Source organism: Streptomyces sp. NPDC047043, assembly GCF_040644055.1.
Lineage (GTDB): Bacteria > Actinomycetota > Actinomycetes > Streptomycetales > Streptomycetaceae > Streptomyces.
Map to the genome: position 1 here is coordinate 60,733 of NZ_JBEYVO010000019.1, position 25,214 is coordinate 85,946.

At 67.7% G+C, this 25,214-nt stretch carries 26 protein-coding genes and 2 tRNA genes; 21 read left to right on the top strand and 7 right to left on the bottom strand.

The features are described from left to right. The first annotated feature begins 133 nt into the window (after window positions 1-133). From gnd to ABZ880_RS28385, 7 genes are all read left to right on the top strand, one after another. The gene (gnd, locus tag ABZ880_RS28355; protein WP_361268011.1) at window positions 134-1,009 is read left to right on the top strand and encodes a phosphogluconate dehydrogenase (NAD(+)-dependent, decarboxylating); all 876 of its coding nucleotides are present in this window, start codon (window positions 134-136) and stop codon (window positions 1,007-1,009) included. Between the two features lie 52 nt (window positions 1,010-1,061). After that, window positions 1,062-2,183, top strand: coding sequence for a DNA replication/repair protein RecF (gene recF / locus ABZ880_RS28360; protein WP_361268014.1), 1,122 nt, complete (start codon window positions 1,062-1,064; stop codon window positions 2,181-2,183). Further along, a complete protein-coding gene (locus tag ABZ880_RS28365) occupies window positions 2,180-2,734 on the top strand; it encodes a DciA family protein (protein ID WP_361268017.1) in 555 nt (184 codons plus the stop codon). Before recF ends, ABZ880_RS28365 begins: the two co-directional genes overlap by 4 nt. A gap of 398 nt (window positions 2,735-3,132) precedes the next feature. After that, window positions 3,133-5,193: a DNA topoisomerase (ATP-hydrolyzing) subunit B gene (gyrB, locus tag ABZ880_RS28370; protein WP_361268020.1), complete on the top strand. Its 2,061-nt coding sequence runs from the start codon at window positions 3,133-3,135 to the stop codon at window positions 5,191-5,193. Window positions 5,194-5,235: 42 nt separating this feature from the next. Then, window positions 5,236-7,830 (top strand): DNA gyrase subunit A, encoded by a 2,595-nt coding sequence (gyrA, locus tag ABZ880_RS28375; RefSeq protein ID WP_361268023.1) that lies wholly within the window; start codon window positions 5,236-5,238, stop codon window positions 7,828-7,830. Window positions 7,831-7,848: 18 nt separating this feature from the next. Continuing rightward, complete coding sequence (locus ABZ880_RS28380) at window positions 7,849-8,664, top strand: DUF3566 domain-containing protein (RefSeq protein ID WP_361268026.1); 816 nt, start codon at window positions 7,849-7,851, stop codon at window positions 8,662-8,664. Window positions 8,665-8,764: 100 nt separating this feature from the next. Further along, a tRNA-Ile gene (locus ABZ880_RS28385) sits at window positions 8,765-8,841 on the top strand. A gap of 432 nt (window positions 8,842-9,273) precedes the next feature. Here the strand turns inward: ABZ880_RS28385 and ABZ880_RS28390 are convergent. Further along, window positions 9,274-9,594 carry a DUF6344 domain-containing protein gene (locus tag ABZ880_RS28390; protein ID WP_361268029.1) on the bottom strand — a complete coding sequence of 107 codons (321 nt, stop codon included), beginning with the start codon at window positions 9,592-9,594 and terminating at the stop codon, window positions 9,274-9,276. Between the two features lie 338 nt (window positions 9,595-9,932). Between ABZ880_RS28390 and ABZ880_RS28395 the strand changes: the two genes are divergently transcribed. Beyond that, window positions 9,933-10,061 carry a DLW-39 family protein gene (locus tag ABZ880_RS28395; RefSeq protein ID WP_003999697.1) on the top strand — a complete coding sequence of 43 codons (129 nt, stop codon included), beginning with the start codon at window positions 9,933-9,935 and terminating at the stop codon, window positions 10,059-10,061. 255 nt (window positions 10,062-10,316) lie between these two features. Next, window positions 10,317-11,594, top strand: a complete 1,278-nt coding sequence (locus ABZ880_RS28400; RefSeq protein ID WP_361268032.1) for a hypothetical protein — start codon at window positions 10,317-10,319, stop codon at window positions 11,592-11,594. A 56-nt stretch (window positions 11,595-11,650) separates the two neighbouring features. On the opposite strand, the gene ABZ880_RS28405 is transcribed toward ABZ880_RS28400, so the two are convergent. Both ABZ880_RS28405 and ABZ880_RS28410 read right to left on the bottom strand, forming a co-directional pair. Beyond that, complete coding sequence (locus ABZ880_RS28405; protein WP_361268035.1) at window positions 11,651-13,231, bottom strand: protein kinase; 1,581 nt, start codon at window positions 13,229-13,231, stop codon at window positions 11,651-11,653. 189 nt (window positions 13,232-13,420) lie between these two features. Next, on the bottom strand, window positions 13,421-13,969 hold the full coding sequence (locus tag ABZ880_RS28410; RefSeq protein WP_361268038.1) for a DNA-binding protein: 549 nt from the start codon (window positions 13,967-13,969) through the stop codon (window positions 13,421-13,423). Between the two features lie 182 nt (window positions 13,970-14,151). Between ABZ880_RS28410 and ABZ880_RS28415 the strand changes: the two genes are divergently transcribed. The 4 genes from ABZ880_RS28415 to ABZ880_RS28430 all read left to right on the top strand — a co-directional run bounded on the left by ABZ880_RS28415 (window position 14,152) and on the right by ABZ880_RS28430 (window position 16,360). Next, a tRNA-Ala gene (locus ABZ880_RS28415) sits at window positions 14,152-14,224 on the top strand. A gap of 645 nt (window positions 14,225-14,869) precedes the next feature. Continuing rightward, window positions 14,870-15,049: a hypothetical protein gene (locus tag ABZ880_RS28420; RefSeq protein ID WP_361268041.1), complete on the top strand. Its 180-nt coding sequence runs from the start codon at window positions 14,870-14,872 to the stop codon at window positions 15,047-15,049. Beyond that, entirely contained in the window at window positions 15,046-15,648 is a 603-nt protein-coding gene (locus ABZ880_RS28425) for a sigma-70 family RNA polymerase sigma factor (RefSeq protein ID WP_361268043.1), read from the top strand. The genes ABZ880_RS28420 and ABZ880_RS28425 overlap by 4 nt, the downstream gene beginning before the upstream one ends. Beyond that, window positions 15,632-16,360: a hypothetical protein gene (locus ABZ880_RS28430; protein WP_361268046.1), complete on the top strand. Its 729-nt coding sequence runs from the start codon at window positions 15,632-15,634 to the stop codon at window positions 16,358-16,360. Before ABZ880_RS28425 ends, ABZ880_RS28430 begins: the two co-directional genes overlap by 17 nt. A 66-nt stretch (window positions 16,361-16,426) precedes the next feature. On the opposite strand, the gene ABZ880_RS28435 is transcribed toward ABZ880_RS28430, so the two are convergent. Beyond that, window positions 16,427-17,128 carry a DUF5324 family protein gene (locus ABZ880_RS28435; protein WP_361268049.1) on the bottom strand — a complete coding sequence of 234 codons (702 nt, stop codon included), beginning with the start codon at window positions 17,126-17,128 and terminating at the stop codon, window positions 16,427-16,429. Between the two features lie 364 nt (window positions 17,129-17,492). On the opposite strand from ABZ880_RS28435, the gene ABZ880_RS28440 reads away from it, so the two are divergent. Next, window positions 17,493-18,026 (top strand): peptidylprolyl isomerase, encoded by a 534-nt coding sequence (locus tag ABZ880_RS28440; RefSeq protein WP_361268052.1) that lies wholly within the window; start codon window positions 17,493-17,495, stop codon window positions 18,024-18,026. Window positions 18,027-18,126: 100 nt separating this feature from the next. Further along, window positions 18,127-19,014, top strand: a complete 888-nt coding sequence (locus ABZ880_RS28445) for a rhomboid family intramembrane serine protease (RefSeq protein ID WP_361268055.1) — start codon at window positions 18,127-18,129, stop codon at window positions 19,012-19,014. A 257-nt stretch (window positions 19,015-19,271) separates the two neighbouring features. On the opposite strand, the gene crgA is transcribed toward ABZ880_RS28445, so the two are convergent. Continuing rightward, window positions 19,272-19,526 carry a cell division protein CrgA gene (crgA, locus tag ABZ880_RS28450; RefSeq protein WP_361268058.1) on the bottom strand — a complete coding sequence of 85 codons (255 nt, stop codon included), beginning with the start codon at window positions 19,524-19,526 and terminating at the stop codon, window positions 19,272-19,274. 142 nt (window positions 19,527-19,668) lie between these two features. Here crgA and ABZ880_RS28455 point away from each other — a divergent pair, with 142 nt between their 5' ends. Genes ABZ880_RS28455 through ABZ880_RS28480 form a run of 6 tightly spaced genes read left to right on the top strand, consistent with a single transcriptional unit; the run spans window position 19,669 to window position 23,981 of the window. Beyond that, a complete protein-coding gene (locus tag ABZ880_RS28455) occupies window positions 19,669-20,448 on the top strand; it encodes a DUF881 domain-containing protein (protein WP_361268061.1) in 780 nt (259 codons plus the stop codon). Window positions 20,449-20,471: 23 nt separating this feature from the next. Next, complete coding sequence (locus tag ABZ880_RS28460) at window positions 20,472-21,158, top strand: class E sortase (RefSeq protein ID WP_361268064.1); 687 nt, start codon at window positions 20,472-20,474, stop codon at window positions 21,156-21,158. 17 nt (window positions 21,159-21,175) lie between these two features. Continuing rightward, window positions 21,176-21,373 carry a hypothetical protein gene (locus ABZ880_RS28465; protein WP_361268067.1) on the top strand — a complete coding sequence of 66 codons (198 nt, stop codon included), beginning with the start codon at window positions 21,176-21,178 and terminating at the stop codon, window positions 21,371-21,373. After that, complete coding sequence (locus ABZ880_RS28470; RefSeq protein WP_360843408.1) at window positions 21,370-22,008, top strand: aminodeoxychorismate/anthranilate synthase component II; 639 nt, start codon at window positions 21,370-21,372, stop codon at window positions 22,006-22,008. Before ABZ880_RS28465 ends, ABZ880_RS28470 begins: the two co-directional genes overlap by 4 nt. Beyond that, the gene (locus ABZ880_RS28475) at window positions 22,005-23,222 is read left to right on the top strand and encodes a class E sortase (RefSeq protein ID WP_361268070.1); all 1,218 of its coding nucleotides are present in this window, start codon (window positions 22,005-22,007) and stop codon (window positions 23,220-23,222) included. Before ABZ880_RS28470 ends, ABZ880_RS28475 begins: the two co-directional genes overlap by 4 nt. 6 nt (window positions 23,223-23,228) lie before the next feature. Further along, complete coding sequence (locus ABZ880_RS28480; RefSeq protein ID WP_361268073.1) at window positions 23,229-23,981, top strand: class E sortase; 753 nt, start codon at window positions 23,229-23,231, stop codon at window positions 23,979-23,981. 23 nt (window positions 23,982-24,004) lie between these two features. On the opposite strand, the gene ABZ880_RS28485 is transcribed toward ABZ880_RS28480, so the two are convergent. Next, window positions 24,005-24,409, bottom strand: a complete 405-nt coding sequence (locus ABZ880_RS28485) for a hypothetical protein (protein ID WP_361268076.1) — start codon at window positions 24,407-24,409, stop codon at window positions 24,005-24,007. Window positions 24,410-24,622: 213 nt separating this feature from the next. After that, window positions 24,623-25,111: a hypothetical protein gene (locus ABZ880_RS28490; RefSeq protein ID WP_361268079.1), complete on the bottom strand. Its 489-nt coding sequence runs from the start codon at window positions 25,109-25,111 to the stop codon at window positions 24,623-24,625. Between the last annotated feature and the right edge of the window lie 103 nt (window positions 25,112-25,214).

The window sequence follows — 25,214 nt, forward strand, 5'->3', positions numbered from 1 at the left end:
TTGGGGAGAAGTCGCAGGTCGGGGCGTACGTATGAGCGCGTATGCCCACAGGTGTGCGCGAGCGTCCGGGTTTAGGCTCGGACGTGGGTACGAAAGTGCCCCACACGCCACACAGCAACCTAAGGAACAACTGATGGAGCTCGGTCTCGTCGGCCTCGGCAAGATGGGCGGCAACATGCGCGAGCGGATACGCCGCGCAGGCCACACCGTCGTCGGATACGACCGCAACCCGGATCTCGCCGATGTCCACAGCCTCGAAGAACTTGTGGGCAAGCTCAGCGGTCCGCGCGTGGTCTGGGTGATGGTCCCGGCCGGTGCCCCCACCCAGGCGACGATCGACGAGCTGGCCGAGCTGCTCGAGCCGGGTGACGTCGTCGTGGACGGCGGCAACTCCCGCTGGACGGACGACGAGAGGCACGCCGAGGAGCTCGCGGCCAAGGGCATCGGTTTCGTCGACTGCGGTGTCTCCGGCGGCGTCTGGGGCCTGGAGAACGGCTATGCGCTGATGTACGGCGGTGACGCGGAGAACGTCGCCAAGGTGCAGCCGGTCTTCGACGCCCTGAGGCCCGAGGGGAAGTTCGGCGCGGTGCACGCCGGCAAGGTCGGCGCCGGGCACTTCGCGAAGATGGTCCACAACGGCATCGAGTACGCGATGATGCAGGCCTACGCCGAGGGCTGGGAGCTGCTGGAGAAGGTCGACTCGGTCACGGACGTGCGCGAGGTCTTCCGTTCCTGGCAGGAGGGCACGGTCATCCGCTCCTGGCTGCTGGACCTCGCGGTGAACGCCCTCGACGAGGACGAGCACCTGGACAGGCTCAAGGGTTTTGCACAGGACTCCGGCGAGGGACGCTGGACTGTGGAGGCGGCCATCGACAATGCGGTGCCGCTGCCCGCGATCACGGCCTCCCTCTTCGCGCGGTTCGCGTCGCGCCAGGAGGACTCGCCGCAGATGAAGATGATCGCCGCGCTGCGCAACCAGTTCGGCGGCCACGCCGTAGAGAAGAAGTAATCCACAGGGTCGCTGCGCGATCCACAGGTCTGGGGGAGGTCGGCGAACGACCATGCACGTCACGCATCTGTCGCTGGCCGACTTCCGCTCGTACGCCGGGGTCGAGGTTCCGCTCGATCCCGGCGTGACCGCCTTCGTGGGCCCGAACGGACAGGGCAAGACGAATCTCGTCGAGGCGGTCGGCTACCTCGCCACTCTCGGCAGCCACCGCGTCGCCTCCGATGCCCCCCTTGTCCGTATGGGCGCCGATCGCGCGGTGATCCGGGCGCAGGTCAGGCAGGGCGACCGGCAGCAGCTGGTCGAGCTGGAGCTGAACCCCGGGAAGGCCAACCGCGCCCGCATCAACAGGTCCTCGCAGGTCAGACCCCGTGACGTGCTCGGGATAGTGCGCACAGTGCTGTTTGCACCCGAGGATCTCGCCCTGGTCAAGGGCGACCCCGGCGAGCGGCGCCGCTTCCTCGACGAGCTGATCACCGCCCGTTCCCCGCGGATGGCCGGCGTGCGCTCCGACTACGAGCGGGTCCTGAAGCAGCGCAACACCCTTCTCAAGACGGCCGCGCTGGCCCGTCGCCACGGCGGCCGCTCCATGGACCTGTCCACGCTCGACGTCTGGGACCAGCATCTCGCGCGCGCGGGCGCCGAGTTGCTCGCCCAGCGGCTCGACCTGATCGCCTCGATCCAGCCGCTCGCCGACAAGGCGTACGAGCAGCTGGCACCCGGCGGCGGCCCGGTCGCCCTGGAGTACAAGCCGTCCGCGCCCGGCGAGGCGCACACGCGCGAGGACCTCTACGAGCAGCTGATGGCGGCGCTGGCGGAGGCGCGCAAGCAGGAGATCGAGCGGGGCGTCACGCTCGTTGGCCCTCATCGGGACGATCTGCTTCTCAAACTCGGTCAGTTGCCCGCCAAGGGGTACGCCTCGCACGGCGAGTCCTGGTCGTACGCGCTGGCGTTGCGGCTGGCTTCCTACGACCTCCTGCGGGCCGAGGGCAATGAGCCGGTGCTGGTCCTCGACGACGTCTTCGCCGAGCTCGACACCCGGCGCCGCGAGCGTCTGGCGGAGTTGGTCGCGCCCGGTGAGCAGGTGCTGGTGACGGCCGCGGTCGACGACGACGTACCGCATGTGCTGGCGGGCGTGCGGTATTCCGTGTCGGGCGGGACGGTGGAGCGGGCATGAGCACGGACGAGCCGAATCCCCAACAGCCGCCGCGGGCCCCCGAGAAGACCCCCGAGCCGTCCGGTGTCGACCTCGCGCGCGTGGCGCTCAGGGCGGCGAAGGAGCAGGCACGCGCGCGTGGGGACGCGGCGCAGCAGAAGAAGCAGGCGCGGCGCGGTGGCCTGCGCTCCGGCGCGCGCGCCGACGGGCGCGACCCCATGGCCCTCGGTGCTGCGATCAACCGGCTCATCACCGAGCGCGGTTGGGAGACTCCGGCCGCGGTGGGCGGGGTGATGGGCCGCTGGCCGCAGATCGTCGGTGAGGACGTCGCCAAGCACTGCGAGCCGGAGAAGTACGACGAGGACGAGCGTGTGCTGGTGGTGCGCTGCGACTCCACGGCCTGGGCGACGAATCTGCGCCTGCTCGCGCCGACGCTCGTGGCCCGCCTGAATGAGGATCTGGGGCACGGCGCGGTGAAGATGATCAAGGTGAACGGTCCCGCCGGCCCCGCCCGTCGCTACGGTCCCCTGCGCGCCCCGGGCAGCACGGGACCCGGCGACACGTATGGGTGACAGACCTCACACTCGCAGGCCGTCGGGGGCCTTCCCGAGCCGCCGGCGGCAGCTGAGCCGTACACACGCACGCGGTTGCGAATCCCGACCTGACTCCCAAGTAGCCAAGGGTTGACAGCCGGAAGCGCTGAGTGCCTCCGTGAGCCTCTTGGAGCCCCGCTCCGCATATGGGGAGTCGGGAGAGACCGGTTGAGGGCGCCACATGCGGACTCAGGTACCGGCAAACCCCCATCACTGTCGGCGCTACCGGTAGACTGGAAGCTAATCCCGCCCCACTCGTGGGGACCGTCCGGGAAAAGCTGAGCAACGCTGAACAAGGCTTACCAACGCAACATGCCGCAGCCGCTCCGGCAACCCGCCGACGAGCCTGGCTCGTGCTGTGCCAGAAAGGGCGCTTCGTGGCCGATTCCGGCAACCCCAACGAGAACATCCCGTCCACCGACGCCGGCGAGAACGGCGCGGTGACCTCGTCGAACGGCGAGGTCACCGCCTCGTACGACGCCAGCGCCATCACCGTCCTCGAGGGCTTGGACGCGGTCCGCAAGCGCCCCGGCATGTACATCGGCTCGACCGGTGAGCGAGGGCTGCACCACCTTGTGCAGGAGGTCGTCGACAACTCGGTCGACGAGGCACTGGCCGGCCACGCGGACACCATCGACGTCACGATCCTCGCCGACGGCGGCGTGCGCGTCGTCGACAACGGCCGAGGCATCCCGGTCGGCATCGTGCCGTCCGAGGGCAAGCCGGCCGTCGAGGTCGTGCTGACGGTCCTGCACGCGGGCGGAAAGTTCGGCGGCGGCGGATACGCCGTCTCCGGCGGTCTGCACGGCGTGGGTGTCTCCGTCGTGAACGCCCTGTCGACCAAGGTCTCCGTCGAGATCAAGACCGACGGCCACCGCTGGACGCAGGACTACAAGTTGGGCGTACCGACGGCCCCGCTTGCCAAGCACGAGGCCACGGACGAGCACGGCACCACGGTCACCTTCTGGGCCGACCCGGACATCTTCGAGACCACCGAGTACTCCTTCGAGACGCTCTCGCGGCGTTTTCAGGAGATGGCGTTCCTCAACAAGGGTCTGCGGATCAACCTCACCGACGAGCGTGAGTCGGCGAAGGCCACGGCCGGGGCGGACGAGGCGGGCGAGGACGAGAAGCACGAGGTCAAGAGCGTCTCGTACCACTACGAGGGCGGCATCGTCGACTTCGTGAAGTACCTCAACTCCCGCAAGGGAGAGGTGGTTCACCCCACCGTGATCGACCTCGAGGCCGAGGACAAGGACAAGAGCCTTTCCCTCGAGCTCGCCATGCAGTGGAACGGCGGTTACAGCGAGGGTGTGTACTCCTTCGCCAACATCATCCACACCCACGAGGGCGGTACCCACGAAGAGGGCTTCCGCGCCGCGCTGACCTCGCTGATCAACAAGTACGCGCGCGACAAGAAGCTGCTGCGCGAGAAGGACGACAACCTCACGGGTGACGACATCCGTGAGGGTCTGACCGCGATCATCTCGGTGAAGCTGAGCGAGCCGCAGTTCGAGGGCCAGACCAAGACCAAGCTGGGCAACACCGAGGTGAAGACCTTCGTGCAGAAGGTCGTCTACGAGCACCTCAACGACTGGCTGGACCGCAACCCGGTCGAGGCCGCGGACATCATCCGCAAGGGCATCCAGGCGGCCACCGCGCGCGTGGCGGCCCGCAAGGCCCGCGACCTGACGCGTCGTAAGGGCCTGCTGGAGTCGGCGTCGCTGCCGGGCAAGCTCTCCGACTGCCAGTCGAACGACCCGACCAAGTGCGAGATCTTCATCGTCGAGGGTGACTCCGCCGGCGGCTCGGCCAAGTCCGGCCGAAACCCGCAGTACCAGGCGATCCTCCCGATCCGAGGCAAGATCCTCAACGTCGAGAAGGCGCGGATCGACAAGATCCTGCAGAACCAGGAGATCCAGGCGCTGATCTCGGCCTTCGGCACCGGAGTCCACGAGGACTTCGACATCGAGAAGCTCCGCTATCACAAGATCATCCTGATGGCGGACGCGGACGTCGACGGCCAGCACATCAACACCCTGCTGCTGACCTTCCTGTTCCGCTTCATGCGGCCGCTGGTCGAGGCCGGGCACGTGTTCCTGTCGCGTCCCCCGCTCTACAAGATCAAGTGGGGCCGGGACGACACCGAGTACGCCTACTCGGATCGCGAGCGCGACGCGCTGCTCGAGATGGGCCGCCAGCGCGGCAAGCGGGTGCGCGAGGACTCCATCCAGCGCTTCAAGGGTCTCGGCGAGATGAACGCCGAGGAGCTGCGCATCACGACGATGGACCAGGAGCACCGGGTTCTCGGCCAGGTCACCCTGGACGACGCCGCGCAGGCGGACGACCTGTTCTCGGTCCTGATGGGCGAGGACGTCGAGGCGCGCCGCCAGTTCATCCAGCGCAACGCCAAGGACGTCCGCTTCCTCGACATCTGAGTCGGTCTCAGCTGACCGCACCAGGAAGGATCTTGACCAGCAATGGCCGACGAGAACACTCCCAGCACGCCTGAAGAGGGCGGCGAGATCATCATGCGTGTCGAGCCCGTCGGGCTCGAGACGGAGATGCAGCGCTCGTACCTGGACTACGCGATGTCCGTCATCGTGTCCCGCGCGCTGCCCGACGTCCGTGACGGTCTCAAGCCCGTCCACCGCCGCGTCCTGTACGCCATGTACGACGGCGGATACCGCCCCGAGCGCGGCTTCTACAAGTGCGCGCGCGTGGTCGGCGACGTCATGGGCAACTACCACCCCCACGGCGACAGTTCGATCTACGACGCCCTGGTGCGCCTCGCCCAGCCGTGGTCGATGCGCATGCCGCTCGTCGACTCCAACGGCAACTTCGGCTCTCCGGGCAACGACCCCGCGGCCGCCATGCGCTACACCGAGTGCAAGATGGCGCCGCTGTCGATGGAGATGGTCCGTGACATCGACGAGGAGACCGTCGACTTCACGGACAACTACGACGGCCGCTCCCAGGAGCCGACCGTCCTGCCGGCCCGCTTCCCGAACCTGCTGATCAACGGCTCGGCCGGTATCGCGGTCGGCATGGCGACCAACATTCCGCCGCACAACCTGCGCGAGGTCGCGTCCGGCGCCCAGTGGTACCTGGAGAACCCGGAGGCCTCGCACGAGGAGCTCCTGGACGCGCTCATCGAGCGCATCAAGGGCCCCGACTTCCCGACCGGCGCACTCGTCGTCGGCCGCAAGGGCATCGAGGAGGCGTACCGCACGGGCCGCGGCTCGATCACCATGCGCGCGGTCGTCGAGGTCGAGGAGATCCAGAACCGCCAGTGCCTGGTGGTCACGGAGCTGCCGTACCAGGTCAACCCCGACAACCTCGCGCAGAAGATCGCCGACCTGGTGAAGGACGGCAAGGTCGGCGGCATCGCGGACGTCCGGGACGAGACCTCGTCCCGCACCGGTCAGCGACTCGTCATCGTCCTGAAGCGCGACGCGGTCGCCAAGGTCGTACTGAACAACCTCTACAAGCACACCGACCTGCAGACGAACTTCGGCGCCAACATGCTGGCGCTGGTCGACGGCGTGCCGCGCACGCTCTCGCTCGACGCGTTCATCCGCCACTGGGTGACGCACCAGATCGAGGTCATCGTCCGCCGTACGCGCTTCCGCCTGCGCAAGGCGGAGGAGCGGGCGCACATCCTGCGCGGCCTGCTGAAGGCCCTGGACGCCATCGACGAGGTCATCGCGCTGATCCGGGCCAGTGACACCGTCGACATCGCCCGCACGGGCCTGATGGACCTCCTGGAGATCGACGAGATCCAGGCGAACGCGATCCTCGAGATGCAGCTTCGCCGACTGGCCGCCCTGGAGCGCCGGAAGATCATCCAGGAGCACGACGAACTCCAGGCGAAGATCACGGAGTACAACGAGATCCTGGCCTCCCCGGTCCGCCAGCGCGGCATCGTCAGCGAGGAACTCGCCGCGATCGTCGAGAAGTACGGCGACGACCGCAAGACGATGCTGGTGCCCTTCGACGGCGACATGTCCATCGAGGACCTCATCGCCGAAGAGGACATCGTCGTCACCATCACCCGCGGCGGCTACATCAAGCGCACCAAGACGGACGACTACCGGGCACAGAAGCGCGGCGGCAAGGGCGTACGCGGCACGAAGCTGAAGCAGGACGACATCGTCGACCACTTCTTCGTCTCGACCACGCACCACTGGCTGCTGTTCTTCACCAACAAGGGCCGCGTCTACCGCGCGAAGGCGTACGAGCTTCCGGACGCGGGCCGTGACGCACGCGGCCAGCACGTCGCGAACCTGCTCGCCTTCCAGCCGGACGAGGCGATCGCCGAGATCCTCGCGATCCGCGACTACGAGGCGGCGCCCTACCTGGTGCTCGCCACCAAGGGCGGTCTGGTCAAGAAGACGCCTCTGAAGGATTACGATTCGCCGCGTTCCGGTGGTGTCATCGCGATTAACCTCCGGGAAACTGAGGATGGATCAGACGACGAACTGATCGGAGCCGAACTCGTTTCGGCCGAGGACGATCTGCTTCTGATCAGCAAGAAGGCACAGTCGATCAGGTTCACTGCCACCGATGAGGCTCTGCGCCCCATGGGCCGTGCCACTTCGGGTGTCAAGGGCATGAGTTTCCGCGAGGGCGACGAGCTGCTCTCGATGAATGTTGTTCGACCCGGTACGTTCGTGTTCACTGCGACAGACGGTGGGTACGCGAAGCGGACCGCCGTCGACGAGTACCGCGTCCAGGGTCGCGGCGGCCTCGGCATCAAGGCCGCCAAGATCGTCGAGGACCGTGGTTCGCTCGTCGGCGCGCTGGTGGTCGAGGAGACCGACGAGATCCTCGCCATCACACTGTCGGGCGGTGTGATTCGTACGCGAGTCAACGAGGTCAGGGAGACAGGCCGTGACACCATGGGCGTCCAACTGATCAACCTGGGCAAGCGCGATGCCGTGGTCGGTATCGCACGTAACGCCGAGGCGGGACGCGAGGCGGAGGAGGTCGACGGTGACGATGCCGTGGACGAGACCGCCGAGGGTGCCGCGACCACCGGCACGGACGAGGGTGAGTCGCCCTCGTCCGAGTAGCACGAGGAGTGAGTCATCGTGAGCGGAGCCACGGGCGCCGGATCGTCCAGTACCTCGACCGGTACGGACAAGGACGGCGGCGGCCGTGGCTCCGCCGCGGGTGCGACAGATCCGCACACGACCCAACTGCGCAAGGTCGAGGCGGACACGACCGGCTCGCCCTCGCCCGACGCGCATGGATCCCAGGGGGGAACTGTGACGGACACCCGCGGTCCGCAGACCCGGCAGCACGAAACGGGAGCGGGGTCGGCCGCTCCCGGCGCCCAGCCGCAGCCCCCGGCGCAGCCTCCGATCGCCCAGCCCGCACCGCCGCAGGCCTCCCCGCTCCCCGGTGAGCGGCAGCCGCAGCAGCCCACCGGGCCGTACCACCCGCCGCAGGCCTACCAGAACCAGGCCCAGGCGCCCGCTCAGTCACCGGCGGGCGCCGTACGCCGACCGCGCACCGGCGCGCGTACCACGCCGCGCATCCGCAAGGCACGCCTGCGCGTGGCGAAGGCCGACCCGTGGTCGGTCATGAAGGTGAGCTTCCTGCTCTCCATCGCGCTGGGCATCTGCACGGTCGTCGCGTCCGCCGTGCTGTGGATGGTCATGGACGCGATGGGCGTCTTCTCCTCCGTCGGCGGCACGATCTCGGAGGCGACCGGCTCGAACGAGTCGAACGGCTTCGACCTGCAGTCCTTCCTGTCGCTTCCGCACGTCCTGACGTTCACGTCGATCATCGCGGTCATCGACGTCGTCCTCGCAACGGCTCTCGCAACCCTCGGCGCATTCATCTACAACCTCTCCGCGGGCTTCGTCGGCGGCATCGAACTGACGCTCGCCGAGGACGAGTGACAGACGTCGCTGATCAGCTCCGGATTACCGATTTTGGGACTGCGCACGTCGTGCGCTAATCTTCAGGAGTCAGCGCGCGGGACACACCGCAGAGCGCGGCGGGGCTATAGCTCAGTTGGTTAGAGCGCATCCCTGATAAGGATGAGGCCACAGGTTCAAATCCTGTTAGCCCCACCACCACGAAGACCCCCAACCGATCATGGTTGGGGGTCTTCGGTATCTCTGAGGCAATCATTGACGCCGTGATGACGCGGTCGGACCATGGCGCCGTGCCTTCCATGACGGTTCATCTGCCGGTCGAGCTGGAGACCCGGCTCGCCGAGGCTGCGCGCGCGGACGGAAAGACGGAGACCGACCTGATTGTCGAAGCCGTCGAACAGCTCCTGGGCTTCCGGTGTGCCACTGCGGGTGTGCCCGTTCCCCGATTTGCCCGGAGGATGGGTCCGCTCGCTCCGTCGGCGCGGTGTCCGGACACGAGGCCCCGGGCATAGGCGGCTGTATTGGCTCCATCACCACGAAGACCCCCAACCGATTCCGGTTGGGGGTCTTCTGCGTGGGCGGTTGTGTACGCAAGATCGCCGTTGCGTCGGGGATGTGCGAGGCGGTGTCTCAGAGCTGGAGGGGAGCGGTCGGTGCGGGCGCTTCGGCGTCCGTCTGCATCTCGTCGAGCGGGCGCTGGCGGCAGCTGGGGGACTTGCCGTGGGCTTCGGCGCGGATGCGCTGTTTCATCGTGGGGGGCAGGGCCCTGGCGTAGCACGCGGACCAGTGGGACACCGTCGGCATGGTCACGGGCGCGGTGCGGTTGCCGGTCGCCTCGGTCTGCGGTACGGCCGCCGCGGTGGCCGTCGTGATCAGTCCGAGCGTCGTGCACAGCGCGAGGAAGGCGGTGACGATGACGTTCCACAGCTTCATGACCGGGTTCTGGGCCATGGCCCCTCACTTTCGGGTTGGGCGATTTGCGTACTTTGCTAATCATGTGTATGAGGGCTGCGAAGTGGTGGACCGACGCCCGCGGCGCCTCGATCTTCGGATGAACACCACCCGTATGGGCGCAAGAGAGTAGAAAAGACAATGAGAGTGCCCAATCAGGGGTCAAAGTCACCGTCCGTGGAGATGTGATCACCCTCAGATCGGAGCGGTGACGTCCGGTTCTACTGCGGTCCGCCGGAAGGGAGTTGGGGGTCAACGCAGGTCACCGATCGGTATCGGTCGGTGTGTATAGTCGGGCGCCAGAGGTCCCCTACGTCAAGGAAAGACGAGGTCGCGCGGTGAAGAAGCTTCTCCTGGTCGCACTGGCCGCCATCGGCGGGCTCCTCGTGTACCGCCAGATCCAGGCGGATCGCGCCGAGCAGGATCTGTGGACGGAGGCGACTGACTCCGTGCCCACGGGTTCGTGAGTACCGACATCCGATTCTGAACAGACCCCGGCCGCCGAGCGGTCGGGGTTTTGTGTTGCCGCAGGGCCCGGAGGCGGGCGTTTCGGACGCTCGCACGGAATGCGCGGATGACGCGCGCTCCCGCGGGGCAGGATGGGCCACGGTCCGCAGTCCGGCAACGACAAGGGGTGGCGCGTGATGGGGCGGCGTACGGCGTGGTGGCGCGCCAGGGCCTGGCGCGGTCGTCCGTCGCTGTACGCACGTACACGCGCGCGCGTGGCGGCCGCGGGAGCGGTCCTGTGCACAACGGCGGCGCTGATGGCGTGGCCGGCCGGCGCCGCGGCGGCAGCCGGAACGCCGAGCGGCGACGCCGGCTCCGCCTATGCCTTCGCGGAGGGCGCCCGGACAGTCGACGGCGCCGCGGGCACCACGGACGCCGAAACGCTCGAGCCCGGCAAGTCGTACCGCAGCTCCCTCCCCAAGGGTGCGAAGGTCTACTACGGCCTCGAACTCGACGAGCCGTCGAACACCTACGTCTCCGTCACCGCCGTCCCGCGCGCGGGTGCCAAGCTCTCCGTCACCGACGGCATCAGGGTGTCGGTGCAGGACGCCGACAGCCACTCCTGCTCCTACCAGAGCGCAAGCTTCGGCGCCGCTCAGAGCCCGCACCCCATCACGGCATGGGGGGCACGGACGACCGCACCGGCCACCCCCGTGTGCAAGGGCGCCGGCACCTACTACGTGGTCGTCGAACGCGTCGGTACGGCCGAATCCTCGTCCGGCGCCTGGGACCTGGAGCTGGCCGCGGCGACCGAGCCGCCCTTGACGAAGGCGGGCGGCACGAGCTCGCCCACAGCGTGGGACTCCGCCTCACCGGCGCCCCTCACGGGCCAGGCCAAGCACAGTCAGGGAGGCGCGGGGTACAGCCGGGCCACGGCCGTGGGACAGGGCGTCTGGCGCGCCGACATCTCGCCCGGACAGACGCTGTTCTACAAGGTCCCCGTCGACTGGGGGCAGCAGTTGTACGCCACCGCCGAACTCGGCAGCCAGAGCGGCGGCAGCCAGGGCTATGCGATCGACGCCCTGGACCTGGCGCTCTACAACCCCGTGCGCGCCGCCGTCGAGGACGCGAGCGTCGGCTACGACGGCAAACAGAAGACGGCCCCCCTCGCTCCCGTGCCGGCCGTCGACTACAGCAACCGCTACGCCGTCATCAACCAGGTCAACGGGATGCGGTTCGCCGGCTCGTACTACCTCGTGGTGCACCTGTCGGCGGGAGTGGCCGACGCGTTCGGCGACGGACCGTTCGGGCTGACGCTGCGCGTACGCGTCAAGGGCGCGCCGCAGGCCGGTCCCGGGTACGCGGGGCAGTCCGTGCCGTCGAACACCTTCGAGGTCACGGCACAGGATCAGCAGGCGGCCGCGGACGGCGGGGCCGGGGGCGGCGACGCCGCGATGAAGGCGGTCGCCGTGGGCGGCATCGGAGCGGGCACGGTGGTGCTCGTCGTGCTCGGCGTGTGGACCGTCACGGCACGCCGGGGCGCCGGGACCTGACAAAGCCGAGGGCCGGCGGCATCGGGGTGGCCCGGTGGCGTGTATCGGCGGACGCCTCAGATGCGGGTCAGCGCCCAGAAACCCACGGCATAGCAGGCCAGCGCGAAGAGCAGCAGCGGGATCGCCACCCTGGCCGGAGGGCCGGACCGGCGTGCAGGCCGACGGGCACGGTGGTCGCGGCGCGTAACTTTCTGCGCGGAAGGCGGAACCTGCGGGACCTGGGCGGTGTACGAAGCAGTAGAGGCATCAGCACGCTGGTGCGACACCGATACCGGCATCGGACCCTGAGCCGGGTGCAGCGGCGCGGACGACTGGGGGGAGGGCAGCACATGCGTGGGGTCGTAGGGGGAGACCTGGGCGTACTGGTGCTGCACGCCCTGGTGTGGCTGCGGCTGGGCCTCGGCGTGCTCCGGTGGCGCCTGTGGTCCCGCAGCTCGGGCGGAGGAGGCGGTGCTCTGCGGAGGTGGCAGGTGGAAGCTGCCGGTGTCCGACATGCTGGGCGGCTGCGTGGCCGCGGACGGCTCCGGCCGGGACCCGGTGTCCTGACGGGGATCGGGCGGAGGCCCGACGCCCACGGACGGTACGGAGCCTGCGTCCGACCCGGCCGAATGGGAAGCTGCGTTTCCCTCAACGGGCCACGACGGCACCGCGGTTGCCCCACTTACGGGAACACCGGCCACCGAGCCCGTGTCACCTCCGCCGTTGCCGGGAGAACCCGATCCCGCGCCCGCTCGCCGCTCCACGCCCTGTGCGGGTTTGAGCGGCCCGGCAGGGGAGAACCCGGGTGGGAGCGGCCCGAGTTGGTCGAAGATCTCGATCAACTCGTCGTCCGGGCCCGGCTCCGGGAGAAGCTCCGACGCCGAGGCGAGCGCCTTGCGCGCCCCCGTGGCCGTGCGGAACCGCGCCTGCGGGTCCGGCTGCAGCAGCGTCGCCACGACCTGCCACAGCGGCTCGGGAACGCCCTTGGGCGCACTCGGCGTCCCGTGCGCCGCGAAGTACTGGACGAGCGCCTTGGCGTCCGGCTTGGCGCCCTCCAGCAGATACAGCGCCACCAGCCCCACGGCGAACAGGTCCGCCGGGAAGTCCGGTTCCGCGCCCATCATCTGCTCCGGCGCGAGATAACCGGGCGTCCCCACCACGAGGTTGGTCTCCGTCAGCCGCGGCTCGCCCAGCCGCATGGCGATGCCGAAGTCCGACAACCGCAGCCGCGGCCGGCCCGTACCCGTGGCCTCCAGAAGCACGTTGGCGGGTTTGACGTCGCGGTGCACGACGCCCTCCGCGTGGACCGCGGCCAGACCCGACAGCAACTGGTCGACCAGCGTGCACACGAAGGCCGGAGGCAGGGGACCGTAGTCCCCGACCAGATGGACCAGCGAGCCGCCGGCGACCAGGTCCATCGTGAACAGGACCTTGTCGTCGTCGGCGGCCCAGCTGGCGGGCGCGAGCACATGGGGGTGATCGATACGCAGAGCCTGCTCACGCACGAAGCGCAGCAGTGAGTGAGCGTCGCGCTGCTGCAGGACCTTGGCCGCCACATAGCGGCGACGGCGGTGGTCCCAGGCACGCCAGACGGCGCCGACTCCTCCACGTCCGATCGGGTCGACCAGTTCGTACCGGCCGGCGAAGACCTCACCCATGGCTGTGCGTCGCTCCTCCCCCTTCGGCTACCCCCTTGCCTGCCCCTCGACGGGCGCTACGACTCCCCCTCGCACTGTTCCTCGATGAGAGACACGTCGTTCCTCGATGAGAGATACAACCCTGCCCCTCGCGCTCTCCTCGGCCGTCGGCCCGGCAGCCGAACCCCCTTCGGCGACCGGGCCCCCGGCTCAGCTCTGGTGGGACTGGTAGTGCGCCACCGCGTCGGACGTACGGCCGGCGCCGTACACCCGGAGGAACTCTGCCAGTTCCGGGTGGCTCGGGGCGAGAGTGTCCGCCGCCTCGATGATGTCGCCCGCGGCGGCAACCGAACGCAGCAGCGACTGGATCTCGCGGACCACCCGCTTGACCGTCGGCGCGCCCGAACTGCTCGTCGTGGTCGTGGTGTTGCTGAGCACCGAGCCCCCCTGTGACTTCTTGATCTCCTCCATGCGGTCGGTGGCCTCGGCCGCGCTCACGCTGCCGTCCGCGACCTGCCCCGCCAGGTCCTGCAGCAACTGCACCCGCTGCACGACGGCCGGGTTGCCGATCTTCGCCCGCTGCCCGCTCATCAGCTGTGACAGCATCGGTGCCGACAGTCCGAGCACCCCCGCGAGACGGGCCTGATTGAGGCCCAGATCATCTATGAGCTTACGGAAGAGCGCCCCCAGCGGCTCCCCGTACCAGTTCCGCTGCAGTTCCCGCGCTCTTGCGGTCGCTTCCTGCTGTGCGGCGTCCATTGCGTCTCCCCATCGCTTCCCCAAGTACTGTGGTTCGCTGTAGCGAACCACGCCGAGCATCTTACGGAGAGTGGTCGCCCGCGGGGACCCCCAATCTTTTTGCGAGATCCCGGGGGTGACCCGGTACTCTGGTCAGCGACGCCCGCCGGTACGTGGTTCTTCCGGCTGGACGCTTCACTTCCGGGGCCTTAGCTCAGTTGGTAGAGCGCTGTCTTTGCATGGCAGATGTCAGGGGTTCGACTCCCCTAGGCTCCACCCCACGAGCCCCTCCGGCCTAAGAAAAGCCTGGTCGGAGGGGCTTTATCGTCCCCACCACCGAAGGCGCCGCGCCTGCCGCCGGCTCACTCGGCGAACGCGAGAGCCAGCTGCCGCAGTCCCTCCAACGGCCAGTGCCTGAGGGCACATCAGGGCGTAGGACTGCTTTCCAAGCCGGGGCCGGTGAGGACCCGTGCCGCGCCACGTCGGCGATGTCCTCCCGAGCGATACACGTGTTCGGTGAGTCGCCGTACGGCGCCGCCACCGAGCCGGCGCGTCGAATGCCGCGTGGACCAGCCTGCCCGCCCACCATCACGCGCCTGTGTGACGTGCGTCACGCGAAAACACTCAAGGGCGTTGCGTAAGTTTGCGCAAACGGATGGTGCCCGTGAGGCCGTAGAGGTCGCCCCGCAGGTGACCGACGTGGCGACGGGGTGGCGAACCGCCGCGCGCAAGCCCGGTGTGAGCTGGCGTGAACGGAGAACCGTAATCAGAAGAACGCGCTCCGTTAAGAAAGTCTGTGCGGTCCTTGCACACGCGGCCCGTTGCAAACGTCATCGTGGACGGAAGGCGTAAACACGCGCCGTCCCGAGGCCGCCACAGATGCCACAGGCCTCGCCTTGCTCAGGAGAGGCAAGACAGTTCGTGACCATCGACCTTGCCGGTGATGTGCTCATCGCGGCACTCGCCCTAAGGGTGTTCGGCCGCGACGCGGTCGTCCTGCTGCGCCGCATGGCCGCAGCCGGCGTGCGGGCCGGCATCAGCGAAATGCGCCGGGACCTGAACGAGGGTGCCGACAACGCGCGCGAAAAGGGGCAGGCATGACCCACGACCTCCCGCCCCAGGCACCCCGCGCCCCGCACACGCAGCGAAAACTGCCACCGGACTTCGAGGCCTTCCACCAGATGTACCGGCCGCTGTACGTGAACTGGGCCAAATCCTGCCTCGGCAACCGCCACGACGCCGAGGAAGCCGTCGACGCCGCCTTCGAACAACTCCTCAAGTCCTGGAGCACCGTCCTCTCCAAAGAAAGCCCCGCCGCATACGCCTGGCGCGTCCTCAGGAACGCAACCATCGACCTCTCCAGAGCCCGCCACCGCCGCCCGGCACTCATGGGCGAAGCCGCCTTCGAAACCGTGGCACTCGCCCAAGCCGTCGACCCCATCAGCCAGTTCGAGGAAAGCCTCGGCCTCTACGAAGCGATCGGCCAACTCCCACCACGCCAGAAGGACGTCGTACTCCTGCACTTCGGACTCGACTACAGCATGGTCGAAATAGCCGACGCACTCGGCATCACCCCCGCCGGCGTACGGTCCAACGTCCGCCACGCCAAACGACGACTGCAGCACGCATACGGCGTGAAGAGGAACCTCACGGCCACACCCGCCAGCGAGGAAGGACAAACCGATGACCTCGCACATTGACGAACTCCTCGCCCGCGCACGCCTGAACCGCGAGCCCTACACCCAAGCCGCCATCGACGCCGCAGCCCAGCGCCTGGCCGCCCGCGCCGCCAACCCCGAACCACCCCCACCCACCACATCGACACCCACGCCACCCGCCGCCGACGACCTCCAGACCCTCTGCGAAACCGTCATCACCCACACCGACGCCCTCGCCGACCTCGAACTCTTCCTCGCCCGCGCCCGACTGCCCGAACCCCCCGGAGCCCGCGTCCTCGGCTGCATGCTCCAACTCTCACAACGCGAGGAATCCGCCCGCTTCTGGTGGCAGTACGCCGCCGGAGCCGGCGACCCCGCCGCCAGCTACTGCCTCTACCTCCACCACCGCGCCCTCGGAGAAGACGAACCCGCCGACTGGTGGCACGCCCAGCACGCCCAGCACACCTCCGCCGAGGACGAAGAAGAAATCACCACCACACTCCGCGTCCTGCGCGCCCTCAAACCCGACAGCTCACCCGTCCCCGACCCCGTCAACGCCGTCCTGCACTACGTCCCCGCAGCCATCGCCTACGTCGACGACGACCTCGACCTCCCCCTGCCCGACCCCGACTTCACCGACCGCATACGCGCCCTGGCCGCACCCACCCGCGTCACCCCCCAACGCGGCCGCGGACCCACCTCACTGCCCTACCGCCGCCGCACCCGCACACGAGACCGGCATGGTTCCACGTGAAACATCGCCGTGGGGCGGGAGACCCACAAGTCTCCCGCCCCACGGCACAGTTCGACCGACCGGACGTCACCGCCCCTCGTCGCGCTGAGCGGCCTCCTCCTCAGCCTGCTTCGCCTGCACCTCAGGATCCAGCACAGACTGACCACTGCCGTCCACCGACGTCAGCCGGCTCGACTCGGGCACCTCCGTCGCCGCAGGCGGCTCGACCAACCAGTCCGGGTTGGCCTGCTTGTCCCACCACTTCCAGGCAGCGAAAGCACCACCCGCCAGAGCACCGAGCACCAGCAGCACCTTCGCGGCACGACCAGCCCTCGCCCGCCGCTCATGCCTGCGGGCCAGCTTCTGAATCTCCTTCGGCGAGACCTGACCACGCAGCGCAGCCAATGCGGCAACGCCACGCGCAGCAGCCTCGTCCCTCACAGGCCCGGCCGCAGCCACCGCCTGCTCAATCCTCGGCCGCGAATACTCCGCCGCCTGCCGGGCAGCCAGACGAGTACGGGCGGCAGCATCATGGGCGGCCTGGTCGACCTTCGGCGGCACATGCGTAAGGGCCTGCTCCAAGCGCGGCGCGACATGGGCGTCGTACTGGACACGAGCCTGATCGGCTGCCAGCGACACCTTCGGCGCAAGCCGTACGCGTGCCTCGTGTGCGTAGTGCGCGGCCCTGTCCTTGGCCGTGTCGGCGTAGGGCGCCACCACTTCCGCGGCGTGCAGCACGCTGTCCTTCGCCGAACCGGTCGCGGCGCGCACGCTGTCGATGCGGGTCACGGGTTCCTCCTCCTCGGTGGCGTACGGTAATTCGACTTTCCACCCTTTTACGGATCATGCCTGTCAACGGGCCCCGGGGCATGTGAGGGCGGGCATCCGGGTCATGCACACCGACTCCAGACGATCTCCGAACAAGAGCCGATCAAGAGCCGATCGAGTCCAATAGAGGATGAATACGGGGCAACGGGCGCTTGTCGTCGACAATGCCACGGATCGCCGCCGAGCGCCCCCGGCCCGGGCGTACTCGCCCGGATTTCTGCACCCACCCACCCCCTCAAACGCACCCAGAAGCCGACGCCGGGCGACGCGCGGCGCGGACCGTGCGAGGATCGGGGGGTCACAGGAAGACAACGGAAGGCAGATCGTGGCTGAGCAGCTTTACGCCACCCTGAAGACCAACAATGGCGACATCGAAGTCCGGCTCCTGCCGAACCACGCGCCCAAGACGGTCCGGAACTTTGTCGAACTCGCCACGGGCGAGCGTGAGTGGATCAACCCCGAGACGGGCGCGAAGACCACCGACAAGCTCTACGACGGCACGGTCTTCCACCGGGTGATCAGCGGATTCATGATCCAGGGCGGAGACCCCCTGGGCAACGGCACCGGTGGTCCCGGCTACCAGTTCGAGGACGAGTTCCACCCCGACCTCTCCTTCAACAAGCCCTACCTGCTCGCCATGGCCAACGCCGGACCGGGCACCAACGGCTCCCAGTTCTTCATCACCGTCGCTCCCACGACGTGGCTGAACCGCAAGCACACCATCTTCGGCGAGGTCACCGACGCCGCCAGCCAGAAGGTGATCGACGCCATCGCCACCGCGCAGACCAACCCGCGCACCGACCGACCCGTCAACGACGTCGTCATCGAGTCGGTCGTCGTCGAGACCCGCGAAGGCTGAGTCTCCCGCACGGCAGGAACCAAACGCCCCGCTCATCCGTAAAGATGAGCGGGGCGGTGCATTTGTGCCGAGCACCCGGACGACGACCCAGGGGACAGCCATGAACCACGCGGCAGGCAGCTCGCAGGACGCCCAGAGCGTGCCCGGCTGCTACCGCCACCCCGACCGCGAGACCGGCATCCGCTGCACCCGCTGCGAGCGCCCGATCTGCCCGGAGTGCATGGTCAACGCCTCCGTCGGCTTCCAGTGCCCCGAATGCGCCCGCGGCGACTCCGGCACCGGACACGCACCCGCCGCCTCCCGGCCACGCACCATCGCCGGCGGCACGGTCGCGCGCGACCCACGGCTCGTCACCAAGATCCTCATCGGCCTCTGCATCGCCGCATACCTGGTCCAGGTGTCCGTCGGCGACAGCTTCACCGACCACTTCGAAATGCTCGGCAAGGCCTCCACCAACGGCTTCCCGCCCTACGACGGAGTCGCCGAAGGCCAGTGGTACCGACTGCTGACCGCCATGTTCCTGCACGCCAGCCCGATCCACATCATCTTCAACATGCTCAGCCTGTGGTGGCTCGGCGGCCCCCTGGAAGCCGCCCTCGGCCGAGCCCGCTACACCGCCCTCTACTTCGTCTCGGGCCTCGCAGGCAGCGCACTCACCTACCTCCTCGCCGCCCCGAACCAGCCCTCGCTCGGCGCCTCCGGCGCCATCTTCGGCCTCTTCGGCGCCACCGCGGTCCTGATGCGCCGCCTCAACTACGACATGCGGCCCATCATCGCCCTCCTGGTGATCAACCTCATCTTCACCTTCGGCTGGGCCAACATCGCCTGGCAGGCCCACATCGGCGGCCTCGTCGCCGGCCTCATCACCGGCTACGCCATGGTCCACGCCCCACGCGAGCGCCGCGCCCTCGTGCAGTACGGCACCTGCGCGCTCGTCCTGGTCGTCGTGGTGGTGATGACCCTGCTCAGGACGGCTCAGCTCACCTGACGTACGCGGTTGTCCACAGCGGGTGTCGAATCTTGTGCATGATGTGCGGGAACAGCTGTGCCCCCTGTCACCGACCAGTGTTTCCGCAGGTCAGGCAGGGGGCGAACAGGCTTGCGAAGATGGGTGTGACAGTCGTACTGGCGTCAATGGGCGACTGGTTATCCACAGATCGTCGGCTTATCCCCAGGTGTTGTGGATATTTCTCCGGGCTGTGGATAACTCAGCGGATAGCCCTGGGCAAGGCTCTTATGCGGGCCTTACTTCCACTGCGTGGAGACACCGAATCCGGCGGCGATGAAGCCGAAACCGACCACGATGTTCCAGTTGTCCAGGCTGTCGATGGGCAGCGAACCGTCCGTCACATAGAAGACGACGATCCAGGCGAGCCCGATGAGGAACATGGCCAGCATCACGGGAGCGACCCAGGCGCGGCTGTTCAGCTTGATGCTGGTCGCCTGCTTCGCGGGCGGTGGCGTGTAGTCGGCCTTCTTGCGGATACGTGACTTCGGCACGAGGGTCTCTCCTGTCGATGCGCTGCGTGGCCGCGCAGGGAACTGTGGCTGGCTCCGGGGCAGCGTACAAGGGGACTCTTAGCGCTCCCCCGGGCGTCCGTTAGCGTAGTGCTTCCGCGGCGCCGAAGGAGATAAGGGTACGTTGAGCAATTCTGCCGACTCCCCCCAGGCCGGATCCAGTCCTGCCCCCGGGCGCCGTTTCCGGCCGGTGCGGGTGCTCACGGTGGCCGTCTTCGCCCTCGCGGGGCTCATTTTCTTCACCAGTTTCAATACGGCCAAGGGCACCAATATCCGCACGGACACGTCCTTGCTGAAGCTTTCCGACCTCATCCAGGAGCGCAGCCGCAAGAACAAGGAGCTGGACGAGTCCAACGCTTCCCTGCGTGGCGACGTCGAGTCGCTCGCCGAGCGCGACGACGGCAGTACCAAGGCGGAGGACGAGAAGCTCGCCGGTCTGGAGAAGAGCGCGGGGACGCAGAAGGTGAAGGGCGAGGCGATCACCGTCACGCTCAACGACGCTCCGCCGAACGCCACCGCCAAGCTCCCCGGCTACCCCGAGCCGCAGCCGGACTACCTGGTCATCCACCAGCAGGATCTGCAGGCCGTGGTGAACGCGCTGTGGCAGGGCGGTGCCAAGGGCATCAAGGTCATGGACCAGCGGCTGATCTCCACCAGTGCCGTGCGCTGCGTGGGCAACACCCTGATCCTTCAGGGCCGGGTCTATTCGCCGCCGTACAAGATCACGGCGGTCGGTGACCCGGACAAGCTGAACCAGGCGCTGTCGGCGTCGAAGGCGATCCAGAACTACATGGTGTACGTGAATGTCTACGGCCTCGGCTGGAAAGTGACGGAGGACGGGACGGTGACTCTGCCCGGCTACTCGGGCACAGTGGATCTGCACTACGCCCAGCCCGTGGAGTGATCTGAGCCGTTCGGGAGCTGCCGGTGCGCGTTGTCGTGAGGACCGTCAGCGAGCTGTGCATCACGGTCGGTGCGCTGATCTGCCTCTTCGTCGTCTACGTGCTGTTCTGGACCGGTGTGCGGGCGGACGGTGCGATGGACCATCAGATCGATGTCCTGCACGATCAGTGGGCGAAGCAGACGGCGCAGCCCAAGTCGACGGCCGGGAGTTCCGCCGTACCGAAGAAGCCGGCGCCCTATGCACCCGGCAAGCCGTTCGCGATCATGTACATCCCGCGGCTTGGTTTCACGTGGAACAAGCCCGTGCTCGAGGACACGGCCGTGGACACCCTGAAGAAGGGGCTCGGGCACTACGCGAACACCGCGCAGCTCGGGCAGGTGGGCAACTTCTCGGTCGCCGGTCATCGGCGTACGTACGGGGATCCGTTCGTGGACTTCCCGAAGCTGAGGCCGGGGGATGCGGTGGTGTTGACGGATGGGGCCACTTGGTTCACGTATCGGATCGACAAAGGGCCCTACAAAACCGTGCCGACGGACGTTGAGGTGATCGACCCTGTGCCACGTAAGTCGGGGTATACGCGTGAGGGCCGGTATCTGACGCTGACCACGTGTGATCCGGAGTGGGGGCACAGTCATCGGCTCATCGTGTGGGCGCACCTGGACGGCACACAGCCTGTGGAGGAAGGCAAACCGGCGGCGCTGCGCCGTTAGTCTGGTGCGGGTACGGCGTGAGTCCGGTGCCGTGGTGGAACGGAAGGGACGGCATGTACGGCTGGATCTGGCGGCATCTGCCGGGAAACGTGTGGGTGAAGGCGCTGATCTCACTCCTGCTGGTCCTGGTCGTGGTCTACGTCCTGTTCCAGTACGTGTTCCCGTGGGCCGAACCGCTGCTGCCCTTCAACGATGTGACGGTGGACAACCAGTGAGTGCGCGGATTCTCGTCGTCGACAACTACGACAGCTTCGTCTTCAACCTGGTGCAGTACCTGTACCAGCTGGGTGCCGAGTGCGAGGTGCTGCGCAACGACGAGGTGTCGACCTCGCATGCCCAGGACGGCTTCGACGGTGTGCTGCTGTCGCCGGGTCCGGGTACGCCCGAGGAGGCCGGCGTCTGCATCGAGATGGTGCGCCACTGCGCCGCGACGGGTGTGCCGGTGTTCGGTGTGTGTCTGGGCATGCAGTCGATGCAGGTGGCGTACGGCGGTGTGGTGGATCGCGCGCCGGAGTTGCTGCACGGCAAGACCTCGCTGGTCGAGCACGAGGGCAGGGGTGTCTTCGCTGGCCTGCCGTCGCCGTTCACTGCGACGCGTTACCACTCGCTGGCCGCCGAGCCGGAGACGGTGCCGGCCGAGCTGGAGGTCACGGCGCGGACGCACGACGGGATCATCATGGGCCTGCGGCATCGTGAACTCCCGGTCGAGGGTGTGCAGTTCCACCCGGAGTCGGTGCTGACGGAGCACGGCCACCGGATGCTGGCCAACTGGCTGGTGGAGTGCGGTTACGAGGGTGCCGTGGCGAGGTCTGCGGGGCTCGCCCCGGTGGTGGGCAGGGCCACGGCGTGACCGCGCTGCGCCCCGAGCGCGAGTCCGGCGCCTCGTACGGGCAGGAGCCGTACGGGGCGTCCGGTGCGTACGAGGCGTCTGGTTCTTTCGAGGGCTCCGGTGCGTCCGGTGGGTTCGAGGAGTGGGGCGGGGATCCGTCGGGGCAGCACGGGGCGTATGTGCCGGTCGGCGACGAGGCGTACGCGGTGCCCGTCGACGGGGGGTATGCAGCTCCTGCCGACGAGGGGTACGTGGCGCCCGCGGAGGTGGTTGAGGCGTACTTGCCGCCCATCGACGAGGAGACGGTGGCGCTGCGGATACCGGAGCCGCCGAGCGGGTCAAGATTGCCGTCTACCGCCTCAACGGCCTCGTCTGCCACAGGAACCACTCCGGGTGGCCGAGCGGCGCGCAGAAAGGCCGCCAAGCGCCGTCATGGGCGTCATGGGGGCCATGGGGGGCCTGGCTCTCGTACGGACTCGGAGGGCGGCGAGGAGGCGGCCTCCGAGGCTTCCAAGGCGCCGTTGTCGCGTGTGGAGGCCCGGCGGCGGGCGCGTGCCCGTAAGGCCAGTCCGGGCGTCGTCGCGAGCCGGGCGATCGGTGAGGTGTTCATCACCACCGGTGTGCTGATGCTGCTGTTCGTGACCTACCAGCTGTGGTGGACGAACGTGCGGGCGCATGCGCAGGCGGACAAGGAGACGAGCACCCTTCAGGACGACTGGGCGAGCGGCAAGCGTGCGCCGGGCGAGTTCGAGCCGGGGCAGGGCTTCGCGATCCTCCACATTCCCAAGCTGGATGTGGTTGTGCCGATCGCCGAGGGCGTCAGCAACAAGAAGGTGCTCGACAAGGGCATGGTCGGGCACTACAGCGAGGGCAAGCTGAAGACGGCGATGCCCGGCGCGAAGACCGGCAATTTCGCGCTCGCGGGGCACCGCAACACGCACGGCGAGCCGTTCCGGTACATCAACAGGCTTCAGAAGGGCGACGAGGTCGTCGTCGAGACGCAGGACAAGTACTACGTGTACAAGATGACGTCGACGCTGCCGGTGACGTCGCCGAGCAACACGAGCGTGATCGGTCCCGTGCCGCCGCAGTCGGGTTTCACCAAGCCGGGCCGGTACATCACCCTGACGACCTGTACTCCGGAGTTCACCAGCAAGTACCGCTTGATCGTCTGGGGCAAGATGGTCGAGGAACGGCCGCGCAGCAAGGGCAAGCCGGATGCGCTCGTCGAGTAGGGGCAGATGAACGTGGCAGCGACCACCGACGACACTCAATCGGACACGGATGCTCCTGGGGCGCCACCGGTGCGCCGCCGGCGTCCCGGCCGTATCGCCATGGCGGTGAGCGTCTTCGGCGAACTCCTCATCACGGCGGGCCTGGTGCTGGGTCTGTTCGTCGTGTACTCGCTGTGGTGGACGAACGTCGTCGCCGACCGCAAGGCGGACAAGGAAGCCGACAAGGTCCGTGACAACTGGGCCCACCAGGACACCGGCCCCGGCGCGCTGAACACCAAGAACGGCATCGGCTTCCTGCATGTGCCCGCCATGAAGAACGGCGAGGTCCTGGTCGAGAAGGGCACGTCGACGAAGGTCCTGAACGACGGTGTCGCCGGCTACTACACGGACCCGGTGAAGGCGACGCTGCCCATGTCCGGCAAGAAGGGCAACTTCACCCTCGCGGCGCACCGGGACGGCCACGGCGCCAAGTTCCACAACATCGACAAGCTGAAGAAGGGCGATCCGATCGTCTTCGAGACGAAGGACGAGTGGTACGTCTACAAGGTCTACGACATCCTCGACGAGACCTCGAAGTTCAACGTGAAGGTCCTCTCGCAGGTCCCGAAGGAGTCGGGAAAGAAAAAGGCCGGCCACTACATCACGCTGACGACTTGTACGCCGGTGTACACGTCTCGGTATCGGTATGTGGTGTGGGGGGAGTTGGTGCGGGTGGAGAAGGTGGACAGTGAGCGGACGTTGCCGAAGGAACTGCGCTGACTGAGCTCCTTGCGGGAGCTCAGTCACCGCTGTGTGCGTGCCAGGTACTCCATGTCCAGGAGGTACACACGCACCTGACGTGCGACTTCGCTGTCTCGGAGCAGCATGGCGATGTTGAGGACGGCTCGGCGGGAGAAGAGCGCGAGGGACCGTGTGCGCGACTGGATCCCACTGAGGTTCTTAAAGGACCTCAGTTCTTCGCTGGTCAACAGGCGGTAGCCGTTCGTCTCCAACTCGGCTCGGTGATCTTTGACCAGTGACTTGACCGCTTCGAGCCCTACCTCGAAGTACGCCGCCACCATCGCCGTAGTCACATGCATCCCGTCCGGCAGCAGTGACAGCGCCTTGACTCTGTCGAGTACGTCCGTGCGCTCCAGGACGCTGTTGCGCAGGGTCTTCGATTCCAGCAGTGCTGATTCGTTGATCACTGTTCTGCCCTTCCGTACGTGGTGTGGCCGTGCGGCCCGGGCAGAGTTCCGACACCTCGCCCCACCCGATCAACGAGTCGTGACATATGAAGACACGATCGATGGAGGAGCAGATGTTCGGTCGGGGATCCTTCGTGACATGCAAGAGCCCCGACGCCCTGCGTGAACAGGGGGCCGGGGCTCTTGTCGCTGCCGAACTGCATCCTTGGGGCGTCAGTCGCAGTGGAAGGCACCTGAGCTGAACTGGGCGAAGGTGTTGTGCTTCCAGATCACGGCGTCGAGCTTCACGCAGTGGCCTTTGCCGGTGTGGACCTGGACCCACCCCGCGTAGTTGGCGTAGTTGTCCCCGTCCTCGGAGCTGCTGTAGATGTCGTCCGACTCCTCGCAGGTGCTCTTGGGCTTCGTCTCCTTGCACGCGGTCAGGGCGACCGACATGTAGTCCTTGGTGCCGGCACCGCCCGCGGCGTTCTTCACGGCGACGGCGCAGTTGAAGCCCGAGGACTCCTTCCAGTAGAGGTAGGTGGTGCCATAACTGGTGCCGCCGCTGGTCTTCACCGGGTAGCTGGCGATGAGCTTGTAGCCCGTGCAGTAGTCGGACGCTGCGTTGGCGGTCGCGTGGGCGGCAGGCGCGTACATGACACCGCCGAAGGCGAGCGCAGCCACGCTTGCCACGCGGGCGGTGCGCTTGGAAAGGAGTTGCACGGCGGAACGTCCCCGTTCTGAAATCAAACATTTATTCGGTCAATGTCGAAAGTACCGATGCCCGTGGGGCAGGACAACACACAAGATCTACCTTGGCTTGTTT

Excerpts from the sequence above, each read along its gene's own strand:
- gnd (WP_361268011.1), top strand. The coding sequence starts at position 134 with ATGGAGCTCGGTCTCGTCGGCCTCGGCAAGATGGGCGGCAACATGCGC.
- recF (WP_361268014.1), top strand. The coding sequence starts at position 1,062 with ATGCACGTCACGCATCTGTCGCTGGCCGACTTCCGCTCGTACGCCGGG.
- ABZ880_RS28365 (WP_361268017.1), top strand. The coding sequence starts at position 2,180 with ATGAGCACGGACGAGCCGAATCCCCAACAGCCGCCGCGGGCCCCCGAG.
- gyrA (WP_361268023.1), top strand. The coding sequence starts at position 5,236 with ATGGCCGACGAGAACACTCCCAGCACGCCTGAAGAGGGCGGCGAGATC.
- ABZ880_RS28390 (WP_361268029.1), bottom strand. The coding sequence starts at position 9,594 with ATGGCCCAGAACCCGGTCATGAAGCTGTGGAACGTCATCGTCACCGCC.
- ABZ880_RS28405 (WP_361268035.1), bottom strand. The coding sequence starts at position 13,231 with ATGGGTGAGGTCTTCGCCGGCCGGTACGAACTGGTCGACCCGATCGGA.
- ABZ880_RS28410 (WP_361268038.1), bottom strand. The coding sequence starts at position 13,969 with ATGGACGCCGCACAGCAGGAAGCGACCGCAAGAGCGCGGGAACTGCAG.
- ABZ880_RS28425 (WP_361268043.1), top strand. The coding sequence starts at position 15,046 with ATGACCCACGACCTCCCGCCCCAGGCACCCCGCGCCCCGCACACGCAG.
- ABZ880_RS28430 (WP_361268046.1), top strand. The coding sequence starts at position 15,632 with ATGACCTCGCACATTGACGAACTCCTCGCCCGCGCACGCCTGAACCGC.
- ABZ880_RS28445 (WP_361268055.1), top strand. The coding sequence starts at position 18,127 with ATGAACCACGCGGCAGGCAGCTCGCAGGACGCCCAGAGCGTGCCCGGC.
- ABZ880_RS28480 (WP_361268073.1), top strand. The coding sequence starts at position 23,229 with ATGAACGTGGCAGCGACCACCGACGACACTCAATCGGACACGGATGCT.